16 protein-coding genes, 1 tRNA gene and 1 other RNA gene are annotated in these 21,487 nt (G+C 64.5%); 12 read left to right on the plus strand and 6 right to left on the minus strand.

Going from position 1 to position 21,487, the window contains the following annotated elements:
• From ACH2AT_RS08130 to ACH2AT_RS08150, 5 genes are all read left to right on the plus strand, one after another.
• Positions 1-1,784: DNA gyrase subunit A (locus ACH2AT_RS08130; RefSeq protein ID WP_394965072.1), on the plus strand; the 1,784-nt coding region annotated here is incomplete at its 5' end.
• Positions 1,785-1,885: 101 nt separating this feature from the next.
• Positions 1,886-2,131, plus strand: a complete 246-nt coding sequence (gene secG, locus ACH2AT_RS08135) for a preprotein translocase subunit SecG (RefSeq protein ID WP_394965074.1) — start codon at positions 1,886-1,888, stop codon at positions 2,129-2,131.
• A gap of 80 nt (positions 2,132-2,211) precedes the next feature.
• Positions 2,212-4,287, plus strand: coding sequence for a ribonuclease R family protein (locus ACH2AT_RS08140; protein WP_394965076.1), 2,076 nt, complete (start codon positions 2,212-2,214; stop codon positions 4,285-4,287).
• A 64-nt stretch (positions 4,288-4,351) separates the two neighbouring features.
• Complete coding sequence (locus ACH2AT_RS08145) at positions 4,352-4,615, plus strand: DUF2508 family protein (protein WP_394965078.1); 264 nt, start codon at positions 4,352-4,354, stop codon at positions 4,613-4,615.
• Positions 4,612-4,878 carry a pro-sigmaK processing inhibitor BofA family protein gene (locus ACH2AT_RS08150; protein WP_394965080.1) on the plus strand — a complete coding sequence of 89 codons (267 nt, stop codon included), beginning with the start codon at positions 4,612-4,614 and terminating at the stop codon, positions 4,876-4,878. Before ACH2AT_RS08145 ends, ACH2AT_RS08150 begins: the two co-directional genes overlap by 4 nt.
• Before the next feature lie 46 nt (positions 4,879-4,924).
• On the opposite strand, the gene rnpB is transcribed toward ACH2AT_RS08150, so the two are convergent.
• Positions 4,925-5,263, minus strand: an RNA gene (gene rnpB / locus ACH2AT_RS08155) — RNase P RNA component class A.
• Positions 5,264-5,429: 166 nt separating this feature from the next.
• Between rnpB and gdhA the strand changes: the two genes are divergently transcribed.
• From gdhA to ACH2AT_RS08190, 7 genes are all read left to right on the plus strand, one after another.
• Positions 5,430-6,779 (plus strand): NADP-specific glutamate dehydrogenase, encoded by a 1,350-nt coding sequence (gdhA, locus tag ACH2AT_RS08160; protein ID WP_394965081.1) that lies wholly within the window; start codon positions 5,430-5,432, stop codon positions 6,777-6,779.
• Positions 6,780-6,950: 171 nt separating this feature from the next.
• Complete coding sequence (locus ACH2AT_RS08165; protein WP_394965083.1) at positions 6,951-7,850, plus strand: RluA family pseudouridine synthase; 900 nt, start codon at positions 6,951-6,953, stop codon at positions 7,848-7,850.
• Between the two features lie 106 nt (positions 7,851-7,956).
• Complete coding sequence (locus tag ACH2AT_RS08170) at positions 7,957-9,816, plus strand: peptidoglycan DD-metalloendopeptidase family protein (RefSeq protein WP_394965084.1); 1,860 nt, start codon at positions 7,957-7,959, stop codon at positions 9,814-9,816.
• 291 nt (positions 9,817-10,107) lie between these two features.
• A complete protein-coding gene (locus ACH2AT_RS08175) occupies positions 10,108-11,391 on the plus strand; it encodes a UDP-N-acetylglucosamine 1-carboxyvinyltransferase (protein WP_394965086.1) in 1,284 nt (427 codons plus the stop codon).
• 75 nt (positions 11,392-11,466) lie between these two features.
• A complete protein-coding gene (locus ACH2AT_RS08180) occupies positions 11,467-12,255 on the plus strand; it encodes an MBL fold metallo-hydrolase (protein WP_394965088.1) in 789 nt (262 codons plus the stop codon).
• Between the two features lie 3 nt (positions 12,256-12,258).
• Entirely contained in the window at positions 12,259-12,744 is a 486-nt protein-coding gene (locus ACH2AT_RS08185; RefSeq protein WP_394965090.1) for a 23S rRNA (pseudouridine(1915)-N(3))-methyltransferase RlmH, read from the plus strand.
• Positions 12,745-12,771: 27 nt separating this feature from the next.
• Entirely contained in the window at positions 12,772-13,764 is a 993-nt protein-coding gene (locus ACH2AT_RS08190) for a WG repeat-containing protein (RefSeq protein ID WP_394965092.1), read from the plus strand.
• 62 nt (positions 13,765-13,826) lie between these two features.
• Here ACH2AT_RS08190 and ACH2AT_RS08195 read toward each other — a convergent pair whose 3' ends face one another.
• The 5 genes from ACH2AT_RS08195 to ACH2AT_RS08215 form a co-directional block, all read right to left on the minus strand.
• Positions 13,827-15,344 carry a 4Fe-4S dicluster domain-containing protein gene (locus ACH2AT_RS08195; RefSeq protein WP_394965099.1) on the minus strand — a complete coding sequence of 506 codons (1,518 nt, stop codon included), beginning with the start codon at positions 15,342-15,344 and terminating at the stop codon, positions 13,827-13,829.
• Positions 15,345-15,601: 257 nt separating this feature from the next.
• Complete coding sequence (locus ACH2AT_RS08200; RefSeq protein ID WP_394965093.1) at positions 15,602-16,549, minus strand: 2-hydroxyacid dehydrogenase; 948 nt, start codon at positions 16,547-16,549, stop codon at positions 15,602-15,604.
• A 186-nt stretch (positions 16,550-16,735) separates the two neighbouring features.
• Entirely contained in the window at positions 16,736-20,236 is a 3,501-nt protein-coding gene (locus tag ACH2AT_RS08205) for a leucine-rich repeat protein (RefSeq protein ID WP_394965095.1), read from the minus strand.
• A 295-nt stretch (positions 20,237-20,531) separates the two neighbouring features.
• On the minus strand, positions 20,532-21,128 hold the full coding sequence (locus ACH2AT_RS08210) for a recombinase family protein (protein ID WP_394965097.1): 597 nt from the start codon (positions 21,126-21,128) through the stop codon (positions 20,532-20,534).
• A gap of 282 nt (positions 21,129-21,410) precedes the next feature.
• Positions 21,411-21,486 (minus strand) — tRNA-Pro (locus ACH2AT_RS08215).
• Between the last annotated feature and the right edge of the window lies 1 nt (position 21,487).

A 21,487-nucleotide genomic window follows, 5' to 3' on the forward strand; every position in this document is an offset into this window, starting at 1 on the left:
GGGACATCGACAAGGAGACGGTGGACTTTGTGCCCAACTACGACGGCACCACCACCGAGCCCACCCTGCTGCCGGTGACCTTCCCCACCATCCTGGCCAACAACACCCTGGGCATCGCCGTGGGCATGGCCTCCAACATCTGCTCCTTCAACCTGGCCGAGCTGTGCGAGTCCACCATCGCCCTGATGAAGGACGAAGGCCACGACCTGCTCGCCACCCTGCCCGCGCCGGACTTTGTGGGCGGCGGCGAGATCCTCTACAACGAGGACGAACTGCGCAAAATTTACGAGACCGGCCGGGGCAGCGTGCGGGTGCGCGCCATCTGGAACTACGAAAAAGACGGCAACATGATCGAGATCACCCGCATCCCGCCCACCACCACCGTGGAGGCGGTGATGGACAAAATCGCCGAGCTGGTGAAGGGCGGCAAGGTCAAGGAGATCAGCGACATGCGCGACGAGACCGACCTGAACGGCCTCAAGCTGACCATCGACTTAAAGCGCGGCCAGGACGCGGACAAGCTGATGCAGAAGCTCTTCCGCCTCACCCCTCTGGAGGACAGCTTCGCCTGCAACTTCAACGTGCTGGTGGGCGGCCAGCCCCGGGTGATGGGCGTGCGGGAGATCCTCACCGAGTGGGTGGCCTTCCGGGCCGAGTGCGTGCGCCGGCGCACCTGGTTTGACCTCAAGGGCAAGGAAAAGCGGATGCACCTGCTGAAGGGCCTGGAGGCCATTTTGCTGGACATCGACAAGGCCATCTCCATCGTCCGCGAGACGGAGGAGGAGGAGGAAGTGGTTCCGAACCTGATGATCGGCTTCGGCATCGACCAGGCGCAGGCGGAGTACGTGGCGGAGATCAGGCTGCGCCACCTCAACCGGGAATACATCCTCAAGCGCACCAAAGAAATTGAAGAACTGGCGGCGGAGATCGAGCGCCTGGGCGGCATCCTCAAAAGCCCGGCCAAGATCCGCCGCATCATCATGGAGGAGCTTTCCGCCGTGGCCAAAAAGTACGGCCAGCCCCGCCGCTGCCCCATCCTCTACGACGCGCCCGAAGCCGAGGAGGCCGTGGAGGAAGACGCCATGCCGGACTATCCCGTCACCGTGTTCTTCACCCGGGAGGGCTACTTCAAAAAAATCACCCCCCAGTCGCTGCGGATGAGCGGCGAGCAGAAGCTGAAGGAAGGGGACGAGATCAGCTGGCAGTGCGAGACCCACAACACTGCCTGGCTGCTCTTCTTCACCAACCGGCACCAGGTCTACAAATGCCGCGCCGGCGACTTTGCCGACACCAAGGCCAGCGTCCTGGGCGATTTCGTGGCCGTGAAGCTGGGCATGGAGGAAGGGGAGAGCCCGGTATTCCTGGCGGTCACCGACGACTACAAGGGCCACATGCTGTTCTTCTTCCAGAACGGCAAGTGCGCCCGGGTGCCCCTTTTCAGCTACGCCACCAAGCAGAACCGCAAAAAGCTCCTCAACGCCTACAGCGACAAAGCGCCCCTGGCGGCCATGCTGCAACTGCCGGAGAGCGAGGAGCTGGCGGTGCGCACCAGCGCCGGGCGGCTTTTGCTGGTGCATTCCACCCAGATCAGCGAAAAGGCCACCCGCGATTCGGCGGGCGTGTCGGTCATCACCCTGAAAAAGAACCAGGCCATCGAGAGCGTCAAACCCGCTTCTTGCCTGGAGCTGGCCAACCCCCACCGCTACCGGGTGCGCACCCTGCCCGCCGCCGGCGCGCTGCTGCGGGAGGAAGACCTGGCCGAGCAGCTGCAGCTCAGCTTCTAAAAGCGGCTGCGGCCCAAGAATTTTCTTGCATTTTGCCGGGCCTTGTGCTATGATGTTCATTGCATAAGAGCGTGTATCAAAAGCTAAGGAGCGTTTATAGTATGAGTGTTATCGAGATCATTTGCGGCGTCGTGCTGATGTTCGTGGCTGTGGCCATCATCTATCTCACCCTGGCGCAGGAGTCCAAGGGCAAGGGCCTGTCCGGCGCGATCATGGGCGAAGGCGGCATGATGGAAGCCGGCCGCACCCGCCGCAAGGACGTCAAGCTGGCCAAGGCCACCCGCATCCTGGGCGTTGTGTTCCTGGTGGTCATCCTGCTGGTGAGCGTCATCAGCGTCATGGAGTAAATCCGTTGTTTCAAGGGGGTTCGCAGACGGCGGGCCCCCTTTTTCCGAATCGTCCCTGGGCGGGGCATGGGGGAGAGCATATGTCCATTCGATCAAAAGTGCTGCGGGAGCTGGAAAAACGCCCCCGCCGGCTGGGAGAACTGAAAAGCATGCTGGGCAACGACAAGAAGGTCCAGCGGGCGGTGGAGGAGCTGGCGTCCAGCGGGCGCATCCTGTGCAAAAACGGCGCCTGGTTCGCCGCCAGGGGCGGCCTTGCCGACGCGGCCATTCCCTGCAAACTGGTCAAGCTGGGCGAAAACTTCGCCTTTGCCGCCCAGGCCGACGGGCCGGATATTTTCATCCCCGGGCGGGGCCTCGCCGGCGCCATGCCCGGCGACGAGGTGCTGGTGAAGCTGTTCGACAAGCCCAAGGTGCCCGGCAGCCTGGAGGGCGAGGTCCTGGCGGTCACCAAACCCCGCGCCACCTTCGTGGGCGTGGTGGCGGCCGAGGGCGGCAAGCTGTTCCTTTTGCCGGACGAGTGCCCCTTCCTTCGTTTGCAGATCAAAAAAAACGCCGCCGGCGGGGTGCGGGCCGGCGACAAGGCGGCGGTGGAGCTGCTGGAGAGGGGAAGCGACTACGCCGGCCACCGGGCCGGCGTTGCCGTGCGCTTTGGCAGCGCCGAAAAGGCCCGCCAGTGCGTGCGGGCGCTGCTCTACGCCGCGGGCCGCACCCGCCGCTTCCCCGACAAGGTGAAGGCGGAAGCCCGCGCCGTGGCCGAGCCCGGCCCCGCGGACTTCAAAAAGCGGCTGGACCTGCGGGCCGAGCCCATCTTCACCATCGACTCCGCCGAGACCAAGGACATCGACGACGCGATCAGCGTCACCGCCTGCGCCGACGGCTGGCAGCTGGGGGTGCACATCGCCGACGTGAGCCACTATGTGCGCGCCGGCAGCGCCATGGACAGGGAAGCCATGCAGCGGGGCACTTCGGTCTATTTTGCCGACAGCGTCATCCCCATGCTGCCCCGGCAGCTGTCCAACGGGGTGTGCAGCCTCAATGAAGGGGCCGACCGGCTGGCCTTCTCCTGCATCATGCAGCTGGACAAGACCGGCGCGGTGCAGAACTTCCGCTTTGAAAAAACCGTCATCCGCAGCCGGGTGAAGGGCGTCTACTCCGAGATCAACGCCCTGCTTGCCGGAACCGCCGGCGAGGCGCTGGTGGAAAAATACGCCCCGGTGGCCGGCCAGCTGCCGGTGATGGCCCAGCTCTACCAGCGGCTGGACGCCGCCCGCAAAGCCCGGGGCGCCATCGACATCGAGACCGGCGAGGCAAAGCTGCTGCTGGATGAGGACGGCCGCTGCATCGGGCTGGAAAAGCGCCGGCGGGGCCTCTCCGAGCGGATGATCGAGGAGTTCATGCTGCTGGCCAACCAGTGCGCGGCAAAGCTTGCCCGCAGCCATCAGCTGCCCTTTGTCTACCGGGTGCACGAGAGCCCCGACGCCGAAAAGACCGGGCGGCTGAAGGACCTTTTGCACATCGCGGGCCTGAACGCGGGTTTCAAGGGCGAAGCCCCCACCGTGGCGGAGCTCGCCGCCATCCTGGACGCCACCCGCGGCCAGCCCCTGGAGCGGGCGGTGCACATGGGCGTGTTGCGCAGCATGGCCAAGGCCTGCTACCAGCCCGCGCCCAAGGGGCACTTCGGCCTGGCCCTGGAGGACTATGCCCACTTCACCAGCCCCATCCGGCGCTATCCGGACCTTGCCATCCACCGCATCCTCAGCGACTTCTGCGCCGGGGTCAGCGGGCGCGAGCTGGAAAGCCGCTACGCCGACTTCGCGGCCCAGGCCAGCGAGGCATCCAGCGCCGCGGAGGTGACGGCCATGCAGCTGGAGCGCAGCGCCGACAGCTGCTATAAAGCCGAGTATATGGCCGCCCATCTGAACGAGACCTTCCCCGGCCGGGTGTCCGGCGTGAGCCGCCAAGGCTTCTTTGTGGAGCTGGACAACACCGCCGAGGGCTTTGTGAAAGCCGAGACCCTGGGCGGCGAGCCGGAACTGGTGGAGGGCTTCAGCCTGCGGGCGGGCGGCCGCCGCTGGCAGCTGGGCGACCAGGTGCTGGTGAAGGCCGTGGGGGCCGATGTGGCCCTGGGCCGCGTGGATCTCGAACTGGCGGAATAACGAAGGGAATATTTGCCTAAACTGGTGGCATAAACCTTTTTTGAAGGAAAGGGGAGTGCACACCATGGGCCTTGCGCTTTTGTTTGCAAAATCCGCCCCGGTCTCATCTGAACTGGCCGCATTGAAGCCGCCCTGCCGCGGCCCCCGGCAGCTGGAACAGGACCTGCGGGACTGCATGGCGGACATGCGCCAGAACCAATTGCTGTTTGACATGGAGACCGAGCCGGAGCTCATCGACCAGCGTATCTATGAGTATCAGGCGATCCAAAGCCGCTACCGCTATCTGCAGCGGCAGGCCCGGGCCGCGGGGCTCCGGGCCATCCTGTGAGCGGGGCGGCCTGGCCGGTGTGGGCCGCCGCGGCGGCGGTCCTGCTGGCGGTGGGGCTTGCCGCGGCGCGGCACCGGCGGCCTGCGGGCGCGGCGCTTTCCAGCGCGGTGGCGGGCGTTGCCGCCCTGGGGGCGGTGAACATGCTGGCCCCTTTCACCGGCGTGGGCCTTGCCCTCAACTGGTTCACCTCCTTCGCGGCGGTGGTGCTGGGGGCGCCGGGGGTCATCTGCCTGCTGGCCATGCGGCTGATGTTTCAGGCATAACGGCAAAAAGGGCGTTCCCGTTTTCGGGGAACGCCCTTTTTGTAAGAAAACGACCGGACCGTAAGCCGGGTTCTGTATTAAACGGCAATCTATCTTGGCCTTGCGTCGCCGCAAGGCTCACGCCACCTCCGGGGCGCGCGGGGAGCGCATATGCCCCATACGGGTGTTGCTTCTGGTAGGGTTTACATAGCCGCAAAGTCGCCAGTGCGCTGGTGAGCTCTTACCTCGCCTTTCCATCCTTACCGCGAAAAACGCGGCGGTTTCTTTCTGTTGCACTATCCCTGGGGTCGCCCCCGGCTGCCGTTAGCAGTTACCATTCCCCTGTGAAGCCCGGACTTTCCTCAGAGCGGACGCGATGCCGCCCCGCTGCCGTATGTTCCACTCGTTTTCCTGCATGGTATTGTAACACAAACGCCCGCGCGCCGCAAGGTTTTTGCGCTGCGCGGGTGTTTGCGGCCCAATTTTTTCTTGCAATGCGGCAAAAGCGGCTTTATAATGACACTATGGGCCGCTCAAGCGGCAGAGGGAAAGTATAGAAAGGGGTTTTATCCATGTTGAAAAACGAGTATCTGGCCCGTGTGTACGCCCAGGTGGAGCAGCGCGATCCCGGCGAGAAGGAGTTCTTGCAGGCAGTGCGCGAGGTTCTGGAGAGCCTGCAGGTCATCTGCGAAAAACACCCCGAATATGAAAAGAACGGCGTGCTGGAGCGCATCGTGGAGCCCGAGCGCTTCATCCAGTTCCGTGTGGCCTGGGTGGACGACGCCGGCAGGGTGCAGGTGAACCGGGGCTACCGCGTCCAGTTCAACAGCGCCATCGGCCCCTACAAGGGCGGCCTGCGGCTGCACCCCAGCGTGAACGCCTCGGTCATCAAGTTCCTGGGCTTCGAGCAGATCTTCAAAAACAGCCTCACCGGCCTGCCCATGGGCGGCGGCAAGGGCGGCAGCGACTTTGACCCCAAGGGCAAGAGCGACGGCGAGATCATGCGCTTCTGCCAGAGTTTTATGACCGAGCTGTCCAGGCACATCGGCCAGTTCACCGACGTGCCCGCCGGCGACATCGGCGTGGGCGCCCGTGAGATCGGCTATATGTTCGGCCAGTACAAGCGCCTGCGCAACGAGTTCACCGGCGTGCTCACCGGCAAGGGCCTCAAGTGGGGCGGCAGCCTGGTGCGCACCGAGGCCACCGGCTACGGCCTGTGCTACTTCACCCAGGAGGCCCTGGCCTTCATGAAAGGCGACAGCTTTGAAGGCAAGACCGTGGTCATCTCCGGCAGCGGCAACGTGGCCATCTACGCCTGCGAAAAGGCCGCGCAGCTGGGCGCCAGGGTGGTGGCCATGAGCGATTCCTCCGGCTATGTCTACGACCCTGCGGGCATCGACCTTGCGCTGATGAAGGAGGTCAAGGAAGTGCACCGCGAGCGCATCGTGGAGTACGCGAACAAGCGCCCCGGCGCCGCCTTCACCGCCGGCTGCAGCGGCATCTGGACCATCCCCTGCGACATCGCCCTGCCCTGCGCCACCCAGAACGAGCTGGACGGCGAGAGCGCCAAGACCCTGATCGCCAATGGCTGCAAGGTGGTGTGCGAGGGCGCCAACATGCCCAGCACCCCCGAGGCCATCGAAGCCTTCCTCGAGGCCGGCGTGCTCTACGGCCCCGCCAAGGCGGCCAACGCCGGCGGCGTTGCCACCAGCGGCCTGGAGATGAGCCAGAACAGCCTGCGCCTGGCCTGGACCTTCGACGAGGTGGACGCCCGCCTGAAGGACATCATGAAGGGCATCTTCCATGCAGCCTACGCCGCCTCCAAGGAGTGCGGCGTGGAGGGCAACCTGATGGTGGGCGCCAACGTGGCCGGCTTCATCAAGGTGGCCGACGCCATGGTGGCCCAGGGCGTCGCCTACTGATCTTACAAAACGCGCAAAACGCAGCGCCGCCCGCCGGGAGACCGGCGGGCGGCGCTTTTTCCTTTCGCAGGAAAAAACCACAGCAAATGGACGGCGCGGGGCGGTTGCGCAGCGGGGGTTTTTGTGCTAAAATATAAAAGCACGTCGCATGGCAAAAGGGGAGGTGGGCCCATGGCGCGGCAGACGCCCCAGGAACTTGCCTTCCCGGTGGCGCAGCCTTTTGACGGATACGCTTTGCGGGATTTCCTCGCAAGGATGGGCGTTTCGGCGGGGCTTGTGCGCCAGGTCAAGCGCGCCGGCGGCTTTTTTGCTGGCGGCAGGCCCCTGCGCACCTGTGACCGGGTGGCCGCGGGCATGACCGTGCATTTTGCCTTGCCGCCCGAGCCGCCCACCACCGTGGCGGCGGAAGACATCCCCCTGCGCATCGTCTATGAAAGCCGCCACGCCGTGGTGCTGGACAAGCCCGCCGGCATGGCGGTGCATCCCACCCTGAACTATGCCGGCGGCACGCTGGCCAACGCCTGGATGGGCTGTTTGGCGGCACGGGGCGAGACGGGGGTGTTCCGCCCGGTGAACCGCATCGACTGCTGCACCTCCGGCCTGGTGCTCTGTGCAAAGAACGCCTTTGCCGCGCCGCTGCTGGCGGAGAGCGCGCAAAAGTGGTATCTGGCGCTGGTGGAGGGCGCGCCGCCCGCGGAGAAGGGCGTCATCGACGCGCCCATCGGCCGTGCGCCGGGCAGCATCATCCAGCGCTGCGTGTGCGCCGGGGGCAAGCCCAGCCTCACCGAGTATGAGGTGGTGCGCCGCTGCGGCGCCCACACGCTGGTCAGAGCCCGCACCGTCACCGGGCGCACCCATCAGTTGCGGGTCCATTTTGCCCATATTGGCTGTCCGCTGGCGGGGGACGACCTCTATGGCGGCAGCCGGGCGCACATCGCCCGCCACGCGCTGCACTGCGCCTGCATCCGCTTCACCGAGCCCGTTTCGGGCGATATTGTGGAGACGGAAAGCCCCCTTCCGGCGGACATGGCGGCGCTGGCAAAATGTGACGGGGATTTGAAAATCCTGTGAAAAACCGCACCTGCGGCTTGTCCCCAAAGGGGAAGAAAGTGTACAATCAAATATAGACATGCGCGCAGCGCGTGCATCTTTTGCGAGAAAGGAGGAGACAGCGCCCATGGCGATCAAGGAAAAAACGCCGCCGGAAGAAAAACAGCTGGAAGGCGGCCAGCCTGCCGCCGCGCCGGAGCAGGCCGGCCCGGAAACCGCCCAGGCGGCCCCGCCCGAGGTGAAGAAAAAGCGCAGGGCTGCCCCGCTTCCCAAGGTGAAGAAGGCGCTGGACCCCCTGGTCACCAAAGCCAAGCAGAAACCGCAGACCGCGGTGCTGGGCCAGTTTTTGTACGATGTGGGCTTCTGGGCCGAGTACACGGTGCTGCGCGCCGGCCGCCGGCTGCGCAGCACCGGCCAAGGGCTCCGCGCAAAGGCGCGCGCCGCCGGCCTTTTCCTGAAAAACACCGCCGGCAAGGCCCTCGCCAACGCCTGGCATGAACTCAGCGCCCCCTTTGTCCGCCTGGGGAACGGCTTCAAAAACATCGCCGCCCTGGTGCGGGAAGAAAAGAAGAACGTGGGCGCCGCAAAGGCAGTGGGGGAGGGCCTGGCCTACTTCGGCCGGGGCGTGCGCCGCTACGCGCCGCTCATCCGCCCGTCCTTCGCTTATGTGCTGCCGGTGCTGGCGCTGGGCCTCTTCGTCTATGTGGTCAACACCGTTTTGAGCTACAACTACGTGCTGGCGGTGGAGGTCAACGGCAAGGTCGTGGGCCATGTGCAGAGCGAACAGGTGTTCGACGCCGCCACCGCCGAGCTCACCCAGCGCATCGACGCCCTGGGCGACGAGAGCCGGGAGTTCACCATCACCCCCACCTACTCGCTGGACGTTTCCGACACGCTGATGGACGAGGCGCAGATGGCCAACGTGCTGCTGCAGGAATCCAGCGACGAGATCCAGGAGGCCACCGCCATCTATGTGGACGGCGAACTGCTGGCGGTCACCACCGAGGGCGAGGCGCTCCACGAGTTCATCGACAGCCTCAAGGCCCCCTATGAGGACCCGGACGACCCCAACCTGCGGGTGGAATTCACCAAGGACGTGGAACTGCAGGACGGCAACCTCTATTTCACCGATTCCATCACCGACCTGCAGAGCATCACCGACGTGCTCACCGGCGAGGAACAGGGCGAAGTGACCTACACCGTGCAGCAGGGCGACGTGCCCAGCAGCGTGGCCAGCAAGTTCGGCCTGTCGGTGAGCCAGCTGCAGGCCCAGAACCCCCAGCAGGACATCCTCACCAGCTTCTATGTGGGCGACGTGCTCACCATCAGCCAGGCGATGCCCTATCTGGAGGTCAAACGGGTCGTCACCCGCACGGTGCAGGAGGAGATCCCTTACGACACCGTCACCACCGATTCCGCCGACCTTCCCTTCGACACCTACAAGATCGAACAGGAAGGCGAGACCGGCCTGGACGAAGTGGTCTACGAGGATACTTATTACGGCGACTCCAACACCCCCGAAACGGTGGAGATCAGCCGCACCACCCTGAAGGAGCCTGTCACACGGGTGCGCCTGCGGGGCACCAAGCTGGCCAACGGCATGGTGGTCTCCGGCACCAACGGCACCTGGGTGTGGCCGGTGCCCAACTACAAGGGCATCAGCCGCTGGATGAGCGCCAGCCACAAAGGCGTGGACATCCGCGCCAACTACGGCGCGTCCATCATCGCCTCCGACGGCGGCGTGGTCACCACGGCCGGCTGGCACTACAGCTATGGCAACTACGTCATCATCAACCACGGCGGCGGGCGGCGGACGCTCTATGCCCATGCCAGCAGCCTCGCCGTGCGTGCGGGCCAGGCGGTGAGCCAGGGCCAGGTGATCGCCTATGTGGGCTCCACCGGCAACTCCACCGGCAACCACTGCCATTTCGAGATGTTCGAAAACGGCGTGCGCATCAGCGCGAAAAAGTATTTTGCCGGCATGTGACCCTTTCCAAACCGTCAAAGACGCCCTTCCCCCGGTATGGGGGAGGGGCGTTTTTGACGGGAAAAGGCGGTTCTGCCCGCTTTGGAGGGCGGCGCGGGCGGCGCAACTGCGCGAAACCGGGCGAAAAACAGGGCATGGCGTTGGGACTTTTGAGCATAGAAATTACAATTTCGGCAAATACTACCCCTAAGGGTTCCCTTTTTGCGCCGTACGGTGTATAATATAACAGTTACAGTGCCCGGTATGGCCCTTTTGAGGGCCTGCAAGCGTGCCTATGCGGAGGTCATCCAATTGGAGAAATTTGTGATCAACGGGGGCAAGCCCCTCATCGGCGAAGTTTCCATCAGCGGCGCGAAGAACGCGGCGGTGGCGATTTTGCCGGCCACCATCCTTGCGGCGGATAAGTGCGTCATCGAAAACCTGCCCGACATCAGCGACGTGGCGGTGTCGCTGCAGATCCTCAGCGCCCTGGGCGCCAAGATCCGCATGCTCAACAAAAACAGCTACGAGATCGACACAAGCCACATCACCGCCACCCAGGTGCCGGACGAGCTGAGCCGCCAGATGCGCGCCAGCTACTATTTCCTCGGCGCATTGCTGGGCCGCTTCGGCTCCGGCAAGGTGGCCATGCCCGGCGGGTGCAATCTGGGCCCGCGCCCCATCGACCAGCACCTCAAGGCTTTCTGTGCGCTGGGCGCGCAGGATTCGGTGGAGTACGGCATGATCGAGGTGTCCGGCCGGCCGCTGGTGGGCGCCCATGTCTTTTTCGACACCGTCTCGGTGGGCGCCACCATGAACGCCATGCTCAGCGCCGTGCTGGCCGAGGGCCAGACCGTGCTGGAGAACGTGGCCAAGGAACCCCACATCGTGGACCTGGCCAACTTCCTCAACATGATGGGGGCGGACGTGCGCGGCGCAGGCACCGACGCCATCAAGATCCGGGGCCGCAAGGCGCTGCATGGCTGCACCTATTCCATCATCCCCGACCAGATCGAAGCCGGCAGCTACATGGTGGCGGCGGCCATCACCGGCGGCAACGTGCTCATCAAGAACGTCATCCCCAAGCATCTTGAGCCCATCACCGCCAAGATGGAGCTGGCGGGCGTCATCATCGAAGAGTACGACGACGCGGTGCGGGTGGTCCGCACCGGCGATCTGCTGCCGCTGAAGATCAAGACCATGCCTCATCCGGGCTTCCCCACCGACATGCAGCCCCTGATGACGGTGCTGCTCACCCTGGCCCGCGGCACTTCCATCATCACCGAGGGCATCTGGGAAAACCGCTTCCGCTATGTGGACGAACTGGTGCGCATGGGCGCAAACATCCAGGTGGACGGCCAGGTGGCGGTGATCGAGGGCGTGCCCGAGCTGCAGCCCGCGCCGCTGCGCGCCTCCGACCTGCGGGCCGGCGCCGCGCTGGTCATGGCCGCGCTGGCAGCCAACGGCACCAGCGAGATCGACGAGATCAACCACATCGAGCGGGGCTATGAGGGCCTGGTGGAAAAGCTGCAGGGCCTCGGCGCCGACATCCGCAGGGTGGAAAAGTTCGTTTCGGTGCTGCCCCAGGCGCTCTAAAACAGATCATCGGGGCTGTGGCGCGGCAAAGCGCCCACAGCCCTTTTCTGATACTTACTAAAACGAGAGGTTCCCATGGCATTCTTCACATCCCTGTATTCCGGTTCCTCCGGCAACTGCTCGGTGGTGCGTTGCGGCGGCGAATACCTGCTCATCGACATGGGCAAAAGCTGCCGCGTCACCCTGAATGCCCTCAAGGCGCTGGGCCTTTCGGTGAGCGGCATGAAGGGCCTGCTGGTGACCCACGAGCACAGCGACCACGTCGCAGGCCTGGGCGTCTTTTTGAAGCACTACAGCGTGCCGGTCTACGGCAGCGCCGCCACCCTCGACCATCTGGACGGCCTGGGCGTCACCCCGCCGGGGGCGGAGCTCATCGCCATCGAGGGCCGCTCGGAGCCGGTGGGCGGCTTTCTGGTCAGCGCCTTTCCCACCAGCCACGACGTGCCCTGCTGCGGCTTTCGCATCACCGCGCCGGATGGCTCGGTCATGGCCATCGCCACCGACCTGGGCTGCCTCACCGACCCGGTGCACACCGCCCTTTCCGGGGCCGACCTGGTGGCGCTGGAGGCCAACTACGACCTGCACAGCCTGCGCTGCGGCAGCTATCCCTATTACTTAAAACGGCGCATCGAGTCGCCCCGCGGCCACCTGGACAACAACGAGTGCGCCGCAAAAATTCTGGAGCTTGTGCAGCAGGGCTGCAAGAAGTTTGCCCTGTGCCATCTGAGCAAGGAGAACAACACCCCGGACCTTGCCCTGGGCGCGGTGCGCAGCGCGCTGGTGGCGGCGGGCGTGACCCCCGGCCCCGGCGTGCGGGTGCAGGCCCAGAAGCGCGCGGAACCCAGCGACTGGATGGAGTTTTGAACGATGCAGAGGATCGACCTTATCTGTGTGGGCAAGCTGAACGCGGCCTATTGCGCCGAGGGCGTGGCGGAATATCAGAAACGGCTCAGGGGCCTGTGCGAGTTCCGCATCATCGAGCTGCCGGAAGTGACGGTCAGCGAGAGGAACGCCGGCCCCTCCGTCATCGAGAAGGCGCTGGAAAAGGAGGGCAAGGCCATCCTTGCCAGCGTGCGCAAAGGCGCGGCCGTCGCGGCCCTGTGCGTGGAGGGGAAACTGGTCAGCAGCGAGGAGCTGGCCGGCCTCATCGCCCGGCAGGCGGTGGGCGGCGCGGGGGACATGGCCTTCGTCATCGGATCTTCCCACGGCCTTTCCCCCGCGGTGAAGCAGGCCGCCGCCTTGTGCATCAGCCTGGGGCGCATCACGCTGCCCCACCAGCTGGCGCGGCTGGTGCTCACAGAACAGCTTTACCGCGCCTTTTCCATCAACAACCACGGCAAATACCATAAATGACGTTTCACAAAAAGGAGGTCGGACACCATGAAAAAAATCCTTTCCCTGTGCCTTGCCGCCGCCCTGGCCCTGAGCCTTGCGGCCTGCGGCAAAAGCGAGCCCGAGAGCTATCCCGTGGAGGTGGTGGGCCCCGAGCGCACCAGCGCGCCCATGCCCACCGCGGACCCGCAGGCGGCGGCTTCGCCCCAGCCCGGCTGGCTGGTGGCGCCCCGCACCGACATCGACATCCAGAAGAGCCTGGCGGACTATGACAAGCCCCAGGCCACCCAGCTCGCCCAGCAGGATCAGCTTGCCTTCTTTTTGCAGAACGACAAGATCGGCGTGATCGACCTGGACGGCACAGTGCGCATCCCCGCCGAGAAGGACGTGCACTGGTGCAGCGTCTGCGGCATCACCAACGCCGACGAGAGCGAGATCTACGAGCAGGACGGCACCGTGGTGGGCTCCGGCGGCCACGGTCTTGCCGGGGGCACCATCTACTACGATGTGAACAGCAAAAAAGTATACGCCGAGGATATGGGCTGGCTTTATTCCTGGGAGGAACTGAAGGCCAGCACCAACCAGCCCTTCATTGCCGACGCGGTGTCCATCACCCCGAAGGAAGGGGCGGGCGGCCCGGACGACACCTACATCAGCGCCACCGACACCCCTGTGGATGTGAGCGAGGCGCAGGGCAAGATCATCATCATGCCCGACGGCGCCGCGCTGGACGGCGTGGTCTATGAGGATGTGACCAGCGCCTCCGAGGGGCTGTTCGCCGCCAAGATGGCTGGCCTGTGGGGCTTTGTGAACGCAACCACCGGCCAGCAGGCGGTGCCCTTCGTCTACGAGGCGGTGCGTCCCTTCAACGAGGGCCTGGCGGCGGTGAAGACCGCCACGGGCTGGGGTTACATCAACACCTCCGGCGCCGAGCAGACGGTGATGACCTTTGAAAACGCCCAGTCCGCCAGTGGCGGCAAGGCGTGGGTCAAGACCGCCGACGGCTGGGGCGTCGCCCTGCTCAGCGACTGGAAAGCCTGATACTTAACAAAACTACAAAAAAGCCGCCCGCCGGATGCTCTCCGGCGGGCGGCTCATTTTACTTATTTCAGGAATGCCAGATCGATCTCGTAGGGGCTTTCGGTGGAGTGCTTCATGGGAGCTTCGGCGCTGTACTTCGCAAGCGCCGCCGCGGCCTTGGCCGGGTCCGCCAGGGTGCCCGCGCCGCCCACGCAGCCGCCGGGGCAGCCCATGCCCTCCAGCAGGTAGCCGTTGTATTTGCCCGCGCGGGCCATCATCAGCAGGCGCTTGCAGTCCGCAAGGCCCTGGGCGCTGGCCACCTTGACTTCCCGGTCGGGGTCTATCTGCTTGATGGCGTTCACCACCGCCTGGGCCACGCCGCCGCTGGCGGCAAACCCGCGGCCGTCGGCGCTGGCATGCTGGAAGTCGTCGCCGGGCTCGGCTTCCAGGGTCTCAAAGTTGACCCCTTTGGCTTCAAACATGCCCATCAGTTCCTCAAAGGTCAGCACAAAGTCCACGTCGCTGCGGATGGTGCGGCGGCTGGCCTCCAGCTTCTTGGCGGCGCAGGGGCCCACAAAGGTGATCTTGACGTCCCGGCCCAGCTTGCTCTTGGCAAGGCGGGCGGTCAGCACCATGGGGGTCATGGCCATGCTGATGTACTGGGCCAGCTCCGGGAACAGCTTTTTGGCCATCATGCTCCAGCTGGGGCAGCAGCTGGTGGCCATGAAGGGCTGATACTCCGGCACCTCACGCATGAAGTCCTTCGCTTCCTCAATGGTGCACAGGTCCGCGCCCACAGCCACTTCCAGCGTGTCGATGAAGCCCAGCTGGCGCATGGCGGCTTTCAGTTTGCCGGGGGTCAGGCCCGGGAACTGGTTGATGAAGGCGGGGGCCACGATGGCGTAGTTCTTGTCGCCCTGGCGGATGCTCTGGATCAGCTGGAAGATCTGGCCCTTGTCCACAATGGCGCCAAAGGGGCAGTTCACAAGGCACATCCCGCAGGAAACGCACTTGTCGTAGTCGATCTTCGCCCGGCCCAGTTCGTCCGAGCCGATGGCATTCATGCCGCAGGCGGCGGCGCAGGGGCGCTCCATCTTGACGATGGCGTGATAGGGGCACACATCCACGCACTTGCCGCACTTGATGCACTTGTCCTCATCGATCACCGAGCGGCCGCCGGGGGTGAAGCGGATGGCGTCCTTGGGGCAGACCTCCTTGCAGGGGTGCGCAAGGCAGCTGCGGCACATGTCGGTCACCTCCACCTTTTTGGGCGGGCAGGCCGAACAGGCGAACTTGATGATGTTGATGAGCGGCGGGTCGTAGTATTTGCTGGCGATCACGCTGTTCTCGATGCCCGCGTTGGTGGGCGCCTGCTCGTCCATCGGGCGCAGGGGCAGGCCCATGGCCAGGCGGATGCGCTCGGAAACGATGGCCCGTTCCAGAAAGATGCTGTTGCGGTGGGTGCCCACCTCACCGGGAATGATCTTGTAAGGCAGCTTGACCATCTCGGCGGCGTAGTCCTGCCCTTCGTAGGAAAGCCGGGCCACCTCGGTGAATACCTTGCGGCGGATGTCGGTCACGGTGGTGTAGATACCGCGCATTGTGCTCATAAACGAACTCCTTTCCGGAATTGGGATCACGAACAGCCGCCACACGAGCGGCTCATATTAAAACTATACCATAAAGAACCCGCGCCGCCAAGGGCGCGGTTCACATTTTACAGGACGCATGCCAAACATCTAACGATTGCACAAAAACCGCAAACACCCGCCCGGACGCTTTGTGAAAGGTTGGGGCGAAAAAGGAAAAAAAGCCCGCCCCGGCGCGGTTTGTCCGGGGCGGGCGGCGGGCCGTGGTTTTAAAGGATCTTGTTGATCTGCCCGCCGGCCAGCCAGCAGTCCAGGCTGTGGAACACGATCTGGGCGCGCTTTTCCATGGACTGGGCGGTGGCAAAGGCCACGTGCGGGGTCACGATGGTGTTGGGGGTGTGCAGCAGGGGATGGTCCACGGGCAGGGGAGGCTCAGTCTCAAACACGTCGATGCCCGCGCCGCCAAGATGACCCGAATGGAGCGCGGCGGCAAGGGCGGCGGTATCCACCACCGGGCCGCGGGCGGCGTTGAGCAGCAGCGCGCCGGGCTTCATGCGGGCGATGGCTTCCGCGCCGATGAGGCCGCGGGTGGAATCGTTCAGCGGGCAGTGAAGGCTGAGGATGTCCGCCTGGGCCAGCACCTCGGCCATGGGCAGATAGGTGATGAGGCCGGTGCTGGGCTTGTGGCTGTGGTCGCCGGAGGCGATGATGCGGCAGCCGAAGGCGCTGAACAGCTGGGCCACCCGGGAACCGATGGCGCCGGTGCCCACCAGGCCCACGGTCTTGCCCCGCAGCTCCTGGCCCACCAGGCCGTCCTTTGTGCCGCCGGTGCGGCAGCGCTCCTCCACCTGGGGCAGATTGCGCAGCAGCGCCAGCGCCATGCACACCGTCAGTTCCGCCACCGAGTCGTTGGAGTAGCCGGAGGCATTGCTCACTGCCGCGCCCATCTCACGGGCGGCGTCCAGATCCACATGGTCCACGCCGGTGAAGGCCACGTCGATGAATTTCAGGTGCGTGCAGGCGCGGATGACCCCGCCGGGCAGGGGCATGTTTGCCAGCATCAGCACGTCCGCGTCCCGCGCTTCTTCAATGAGGCGGGCGGTGTCACCGGTGCGGGGATAGGCGGTGAAGGTGTGCCCCGCGGCGGCAAGCTGGGCCGCGTACTGTTCCAGCAGGCTGTCGGGGATGCCAAGAGACTCCAGCAAAACGATGTTCATACAAAAGCCTTCCTTTCTGAATCGCGGGCCGCGGTGGCCTGCGGGGATGCAGCGTCTGACTGCCGAAAAGAGCATGTCTGAGTTCATTTTACCACCAACGAAAAGCGTTGTCCACGGCGGGGCGGGCAAAAAAAGCCGGCATGGCAAAAAAGCCATGCCGGCCGCACGCGAGGGGAAGAAAAGGGATCAGCCGCGGTCTCTGCGCTTGAGGGCAAACACCGCCAGCAGGCCCGCGCCCGACGCCGCCAGCAGCGCAAGCCACAGCAGAGGCGCGCCGGCGTCGCCGGTCTGAGGCAGCGGGCCGGCCGCCGGGCCGGCGGGCTGTGCCGGGCCGGCGGGGGAGCCGCTTCCGCCGGACGAACCGCCGTTTGAACCGCCGCCGGAGGGAGCGTTCTTGTAAAGGGCGGTCACGGTCACGTCGCCTGCGGGCATCGTGAAGGAGGTGGCCGCACTGCTTGCGTTGACGAAGCTGCCGCCGCCGCTGGTCACCCAGCGGTCAAAGACCTTGCCCGCCGGGGCTGCGTCCGCCGTGATGGCCACCTGCGTGCCGGCCTTGTACTGGCCACTGCCGGAGCCGTTCTCCACGGTCAGGGCGTAGATGGCGGGCGTCTTTTCATACGCCAGCACGAAAGGGGAGAAGGAGCCGGTCTCGAACGCGAAGTAATCCTGCCCGCCGATGGTGGTCAGCGTCGGAACGATCGTTCGGGGCGGGGCGTTCTCCAGCATCTCCTCCACCGGGACGTCGTAGTTCCGGTCCAGCGCCTCAAAGTGATACACGTTCACCGCGCCGCCGGCCACATAGTCGCCGGGCACCGGCCAATAGATGGTCATCTGCTGCCCGGAGCCCATGGTCAGGAACGCATTGCCGTTTTGGGCGTCCACCAGATCCATGTACTGCTGTTGGTAGCCCACCTCATAGCCCGGGCTTTCGTCCGTCAGGTTGGCCGCGATATAATCCGTCAGAATGTTTTCGTCCAGCACCGAGTCCACCAGGAGCTTCACGTGCTCCGGCTCGGCAACTTCCACGCGGCTGTCGTTCACGAAATAGGTCACGTCATCGGGGGCCGAGGCGGTGATGCCGCCCGGCACGGCGGCGTCGCCGGTCACGATGCCGGTGGTCATCCCATCGTTCAGGCCGCGCACCGTCAATTTGCCCGGCTGCACCGAGACGGGGCAGACATAAGCGTCGCTGCCCACCACCAGTTCGGCGCTCACAAAGTTCTGGTCGAGCGCGCCGGAGTAGATGGTCATGTCGTACTCTTTGTATTTTTCCTCCACGCTGGGGGTGAAGTCATCGCTCAAAACGGCCTGGCCGGTCTCCTGGTCCCGGATCTGCACCCGCACGGGGAGCTGCTGGCCGGCGGCGGGCAGCAGCTTGTAGATGTAGCGCGCACGGGTCTCGCCGCCCGCTTCCACGTCGGTGCTGTTCTTCGCCGTGCCGTAGAGCGCCAGAACCCATTCGCGGGTGACGCCGCTGTGGTCGTCATACCGCAGGGTCAGCTGCTCGGACAGGTCGAAGGCATCGTCTGCGCCGCCCACCAGCTCGTTCAGGCTGTTCGGCAGGGTGATGTAATAGCCGGGCTCGGGGAAGCCGTTGCCGGCGTATCCCTCGTCAATGGAGCCGCTGCCGTCCACCACGCCGTAGTGGCCGCTGCCGCCGGTGTAGAGGGTGATGTCGGCAGGGGTGATGACCACGGGGGTGGTGTCGGTGACCTCCACCTCCATCACAAAGGCGGTTTCATCGGTGCCGTCCTGGCCGGCGATGAAGTTGTGGCTCGACTTGTAGAACTGTTTCGCGGGGCCGTAGTTCTCCACGAAGTAGCCGTAGACCTCCACCAGGTAATAGTTGCCGTCAGTGCGTTCGTCCATGCGGTCGCGGATGGAGATGGAAGCTTCGTCGGTGAACACCCGGTCATAGGAGACGGAACTTGCCGCCGAGGAGAACAGTTCCGGCTGCTCCTGGCTGCGGGGGCCGTTCACGCCTTCGTCCATTTCATCCCACCAGCAGTATTTGAAATAGACGTAGGTGCCGCTGGCGCGGGCCGCGTCGGTGGCCAGGGGATGGGTGACCTGCACTCCCACCGTGCCGGGAGCGGCCTCGTTCACGGTAACGGCAAGCTTCTGCACGCCCGGGGCAGAGCCCTCCACCACGTTGCCGTTCACCGTGAATTTCACCGTGGGTTTGGACAGCACAGAATCAGCCTTGATGGTGACGTTCAGGGTGTCATCGGACCAGCCGGTGACCTTGGAGGTGTTGGTCAGCACGCTTGTGCCGTCGTACAGCACCCAGCCCGCGTCATAGCCGGGCGTGCCGCCCACGTCGCCGGTGTCGGGCAGGGCATAGGCCGCGTCGATGCTCCAGTGGCCGGTGGCCTCATCCAGCGTGTACTGGATGCTCTGGCCAAAGAGTTTTTTCTGCGTGGCAACGATGCTCTGGCCGTTGTAAAAAACCAGCGTGACGGGATAGGTCTTGGTAACGCGGGTGAAAGAGCCGGTGCTTTTGTAGGCGGCGCTGTTGGGCAGGATGAGCAGGCAGTCGGCGGTGGAGGCGGCTTTGAAGGCCCCGCTGTGGTAGCCGCCGAGGCTGCCGGTGCGCTCGATGACGATCTGGGAGAAGCAGCTGTTGCTGTAAAATGCCTCGGAGCCCACGATCTCCACCGAAGCGGGGATGCGGATCTTCAGGCCGGCCCCTCTGGCAAAGGTGTTGCTGAAGGTCTGCTTGCCGATGACCCGCAGCCCGTCGGGCAGCTCAAAGGCGGCGGCGGGGTCGCCCCCGGCGGTGCGCACGAACTGCAGACCGGTGCAGCCGTTAAAGACCGAGCCGGAAGAGCCGTCGTCGGCGCCCATTACCTCCAGCGTGGAGGGAAGCACCACGCCGGTCAGGCCGGCGCAGCCGTTGAAGGCGCTCTTTTCCAGCGTGGTGATCTTCGTGGCCGACAGGTCCAGCACGCCGGTGAGCTGGCAGTTCAGGGCGGCCTGGCTCCTGATGACGGCCAGGTCCGACGCGCCGGAGAAGTCGACGGCCACCACGTTGTAGCGGCCCGCTTTGTCGTTGGAGGTGACGGCGCCCTGTTTGGTCTTTTCGGAAGAATAGGAATCCCGGAAGCCGTTGGCGGCGATGGCGGTCACGCCGCTGGGGACGGTGATGGAAAAGTACAGGGTGTCATCCGCCCCGGTGCTGACCGTTTTGAACCATTCCAGAGAGACGCCGTAATAAACGCCCCTGGTGATGACCATTCCCTCGGCGGGCACTTCCATCGGGTCGTCGGGGGACTTGCCGGCGCCGCCGCTCAGCGGGGCAGGCCGGGGCGCGCTCGGAAGCGCGTCCTCTCCGGGCAAGGCTTTGGGCAAAGCCTGGGGCACGTCCTCCGAAGGAGGCCCGGACGCTGGCCCGGCCAGCGCGTCCGACGCGCCGACGGCGGGAGTTTCGGGCGCGGTCTCCTCCGAAGGGCCCAAAACCCCCTCGGGCTGCCCCTCAGAGCCGCCGGCTTCGCTCGCCGCCGGCGTCCCGGCGGGCATGCACCCGCCCTCATGGCCGGCTTCCAGGGTGCAGTCGCCGGTCAGCTCGCAGCTGTGCGGCTGTGCGGCGGCGCCCGCTTCCGCGAAGGCGGTGGGGATGATCGCGGAAAACAGGATCGCGACCCCCAGAAGCAGCGCCAGCCAGCTGTGGCTTGAACGCAGTTTCATCGTGAGTGTTCCTCCTTGTGTCAGCGCGCTTGGCACTTTGTGATGGGCGGTCTTCATGTTCTCACCAGCGTGAAACGGCAGTGAGAGCCGGCAAAACGGCGGTCGTTCGAAAAAGTAGGCTTTTTCGGTTTTGGAGGGGGGAATGCTCAAAATGGCTATGCTTTTGAAATAAGTGTGTTATAATACTGTAAGTACAGTTTTCGGTTCTCAAAAAGCCCAAACAGCAGACGCAGATGCCTTCGGAACGGTACGTCGCGGCGGTTCAAAAAAGCCTACCTTTTTTGTCACGCAAGCTCTATTCTCCGCAGGCCCACCGCAGAAATGTGTCCGGGGCGACATGCAGTTCTTTGGCCGCCGCACGGGCGGTTATTTTTTTGCCCTCCCAGTCGGCTTTGAGCTGCGCAAAGCTTTCCGGCACCTCTTTCCGCGGCCTGCCGAAACGCACGCCCCTGGCCCGGGCGGCGGCGATGCCCTCTTTCTGCCGCTGGCGGATGTTCTCCCGTTCGGTTTGCGCCACATAGGAGAGGATCTGCAGCACAAGGTCCGCCACAAAGGTGCCGGTCAGGTCCCGGCCGGTCTGGCGTGTGTCCAGCAGGGGCATGTCCAGCACCACGATGTCCGCCTTCATTTCCTTGGTGATGATGCGCCACTGCTCCAGTATCTCCTCGTAGTTGCGGCCCAGCCGGTCGATGGATTTTACCGCCAGGATGTCGCCGGGACGCAGCTTTTCCAGCAGGCTCTGGTATTTCGGCCGGTTGAAATCCTTGCCGCTGAGCTTGTCCATGAAAATATTCTGCTCCGGCACGGGAAATGCCCTCAGCGCGATCAGCTGACGCTCCTCACACTGTTCTTTGGTGGATACACGGACGTATCCGTAGATCGATGCGCTCATAATGCGTCCCTCCTGTAAAATCGACTTGAAAAACAAGTTAAGTCAATTTTATAGGATGCCCCGTCCCTGTTGTGAAATGCCCCCAGAGAGCAGGAACAGCTGCGCTTCACCTTTCGTGCCGGCCGGAATGATGGCCTCCGTGGCGCTCGCCCCTTTCGATGGGAGCGCGATATCCCGCACAAAGAAAATTGTCAAATTTTGGGTTCAAGGCAAAAACTTGGTTCAAATCCTGGTCCAGGACAAAAAAACAGCCTGTAGAATGGCTCTACAGGCTGTTTTCTGTGGTCGGAGTGGCGGGATTTGAACCCACGGCTTCCTAGTCCCGAACCAGGCGCGCTACCAACTGCGCTACACCCCGA

The organism is Candidatus Allofournierella excrementigallinarum, from assembly GCF_944388085.1.
Lineage (GTDB): Bacteria > Bacillota > Clostridia > Oscillospirales > Ruminococcaceae > Allofournierella_A > Allofournierella_A excrementigallinarum.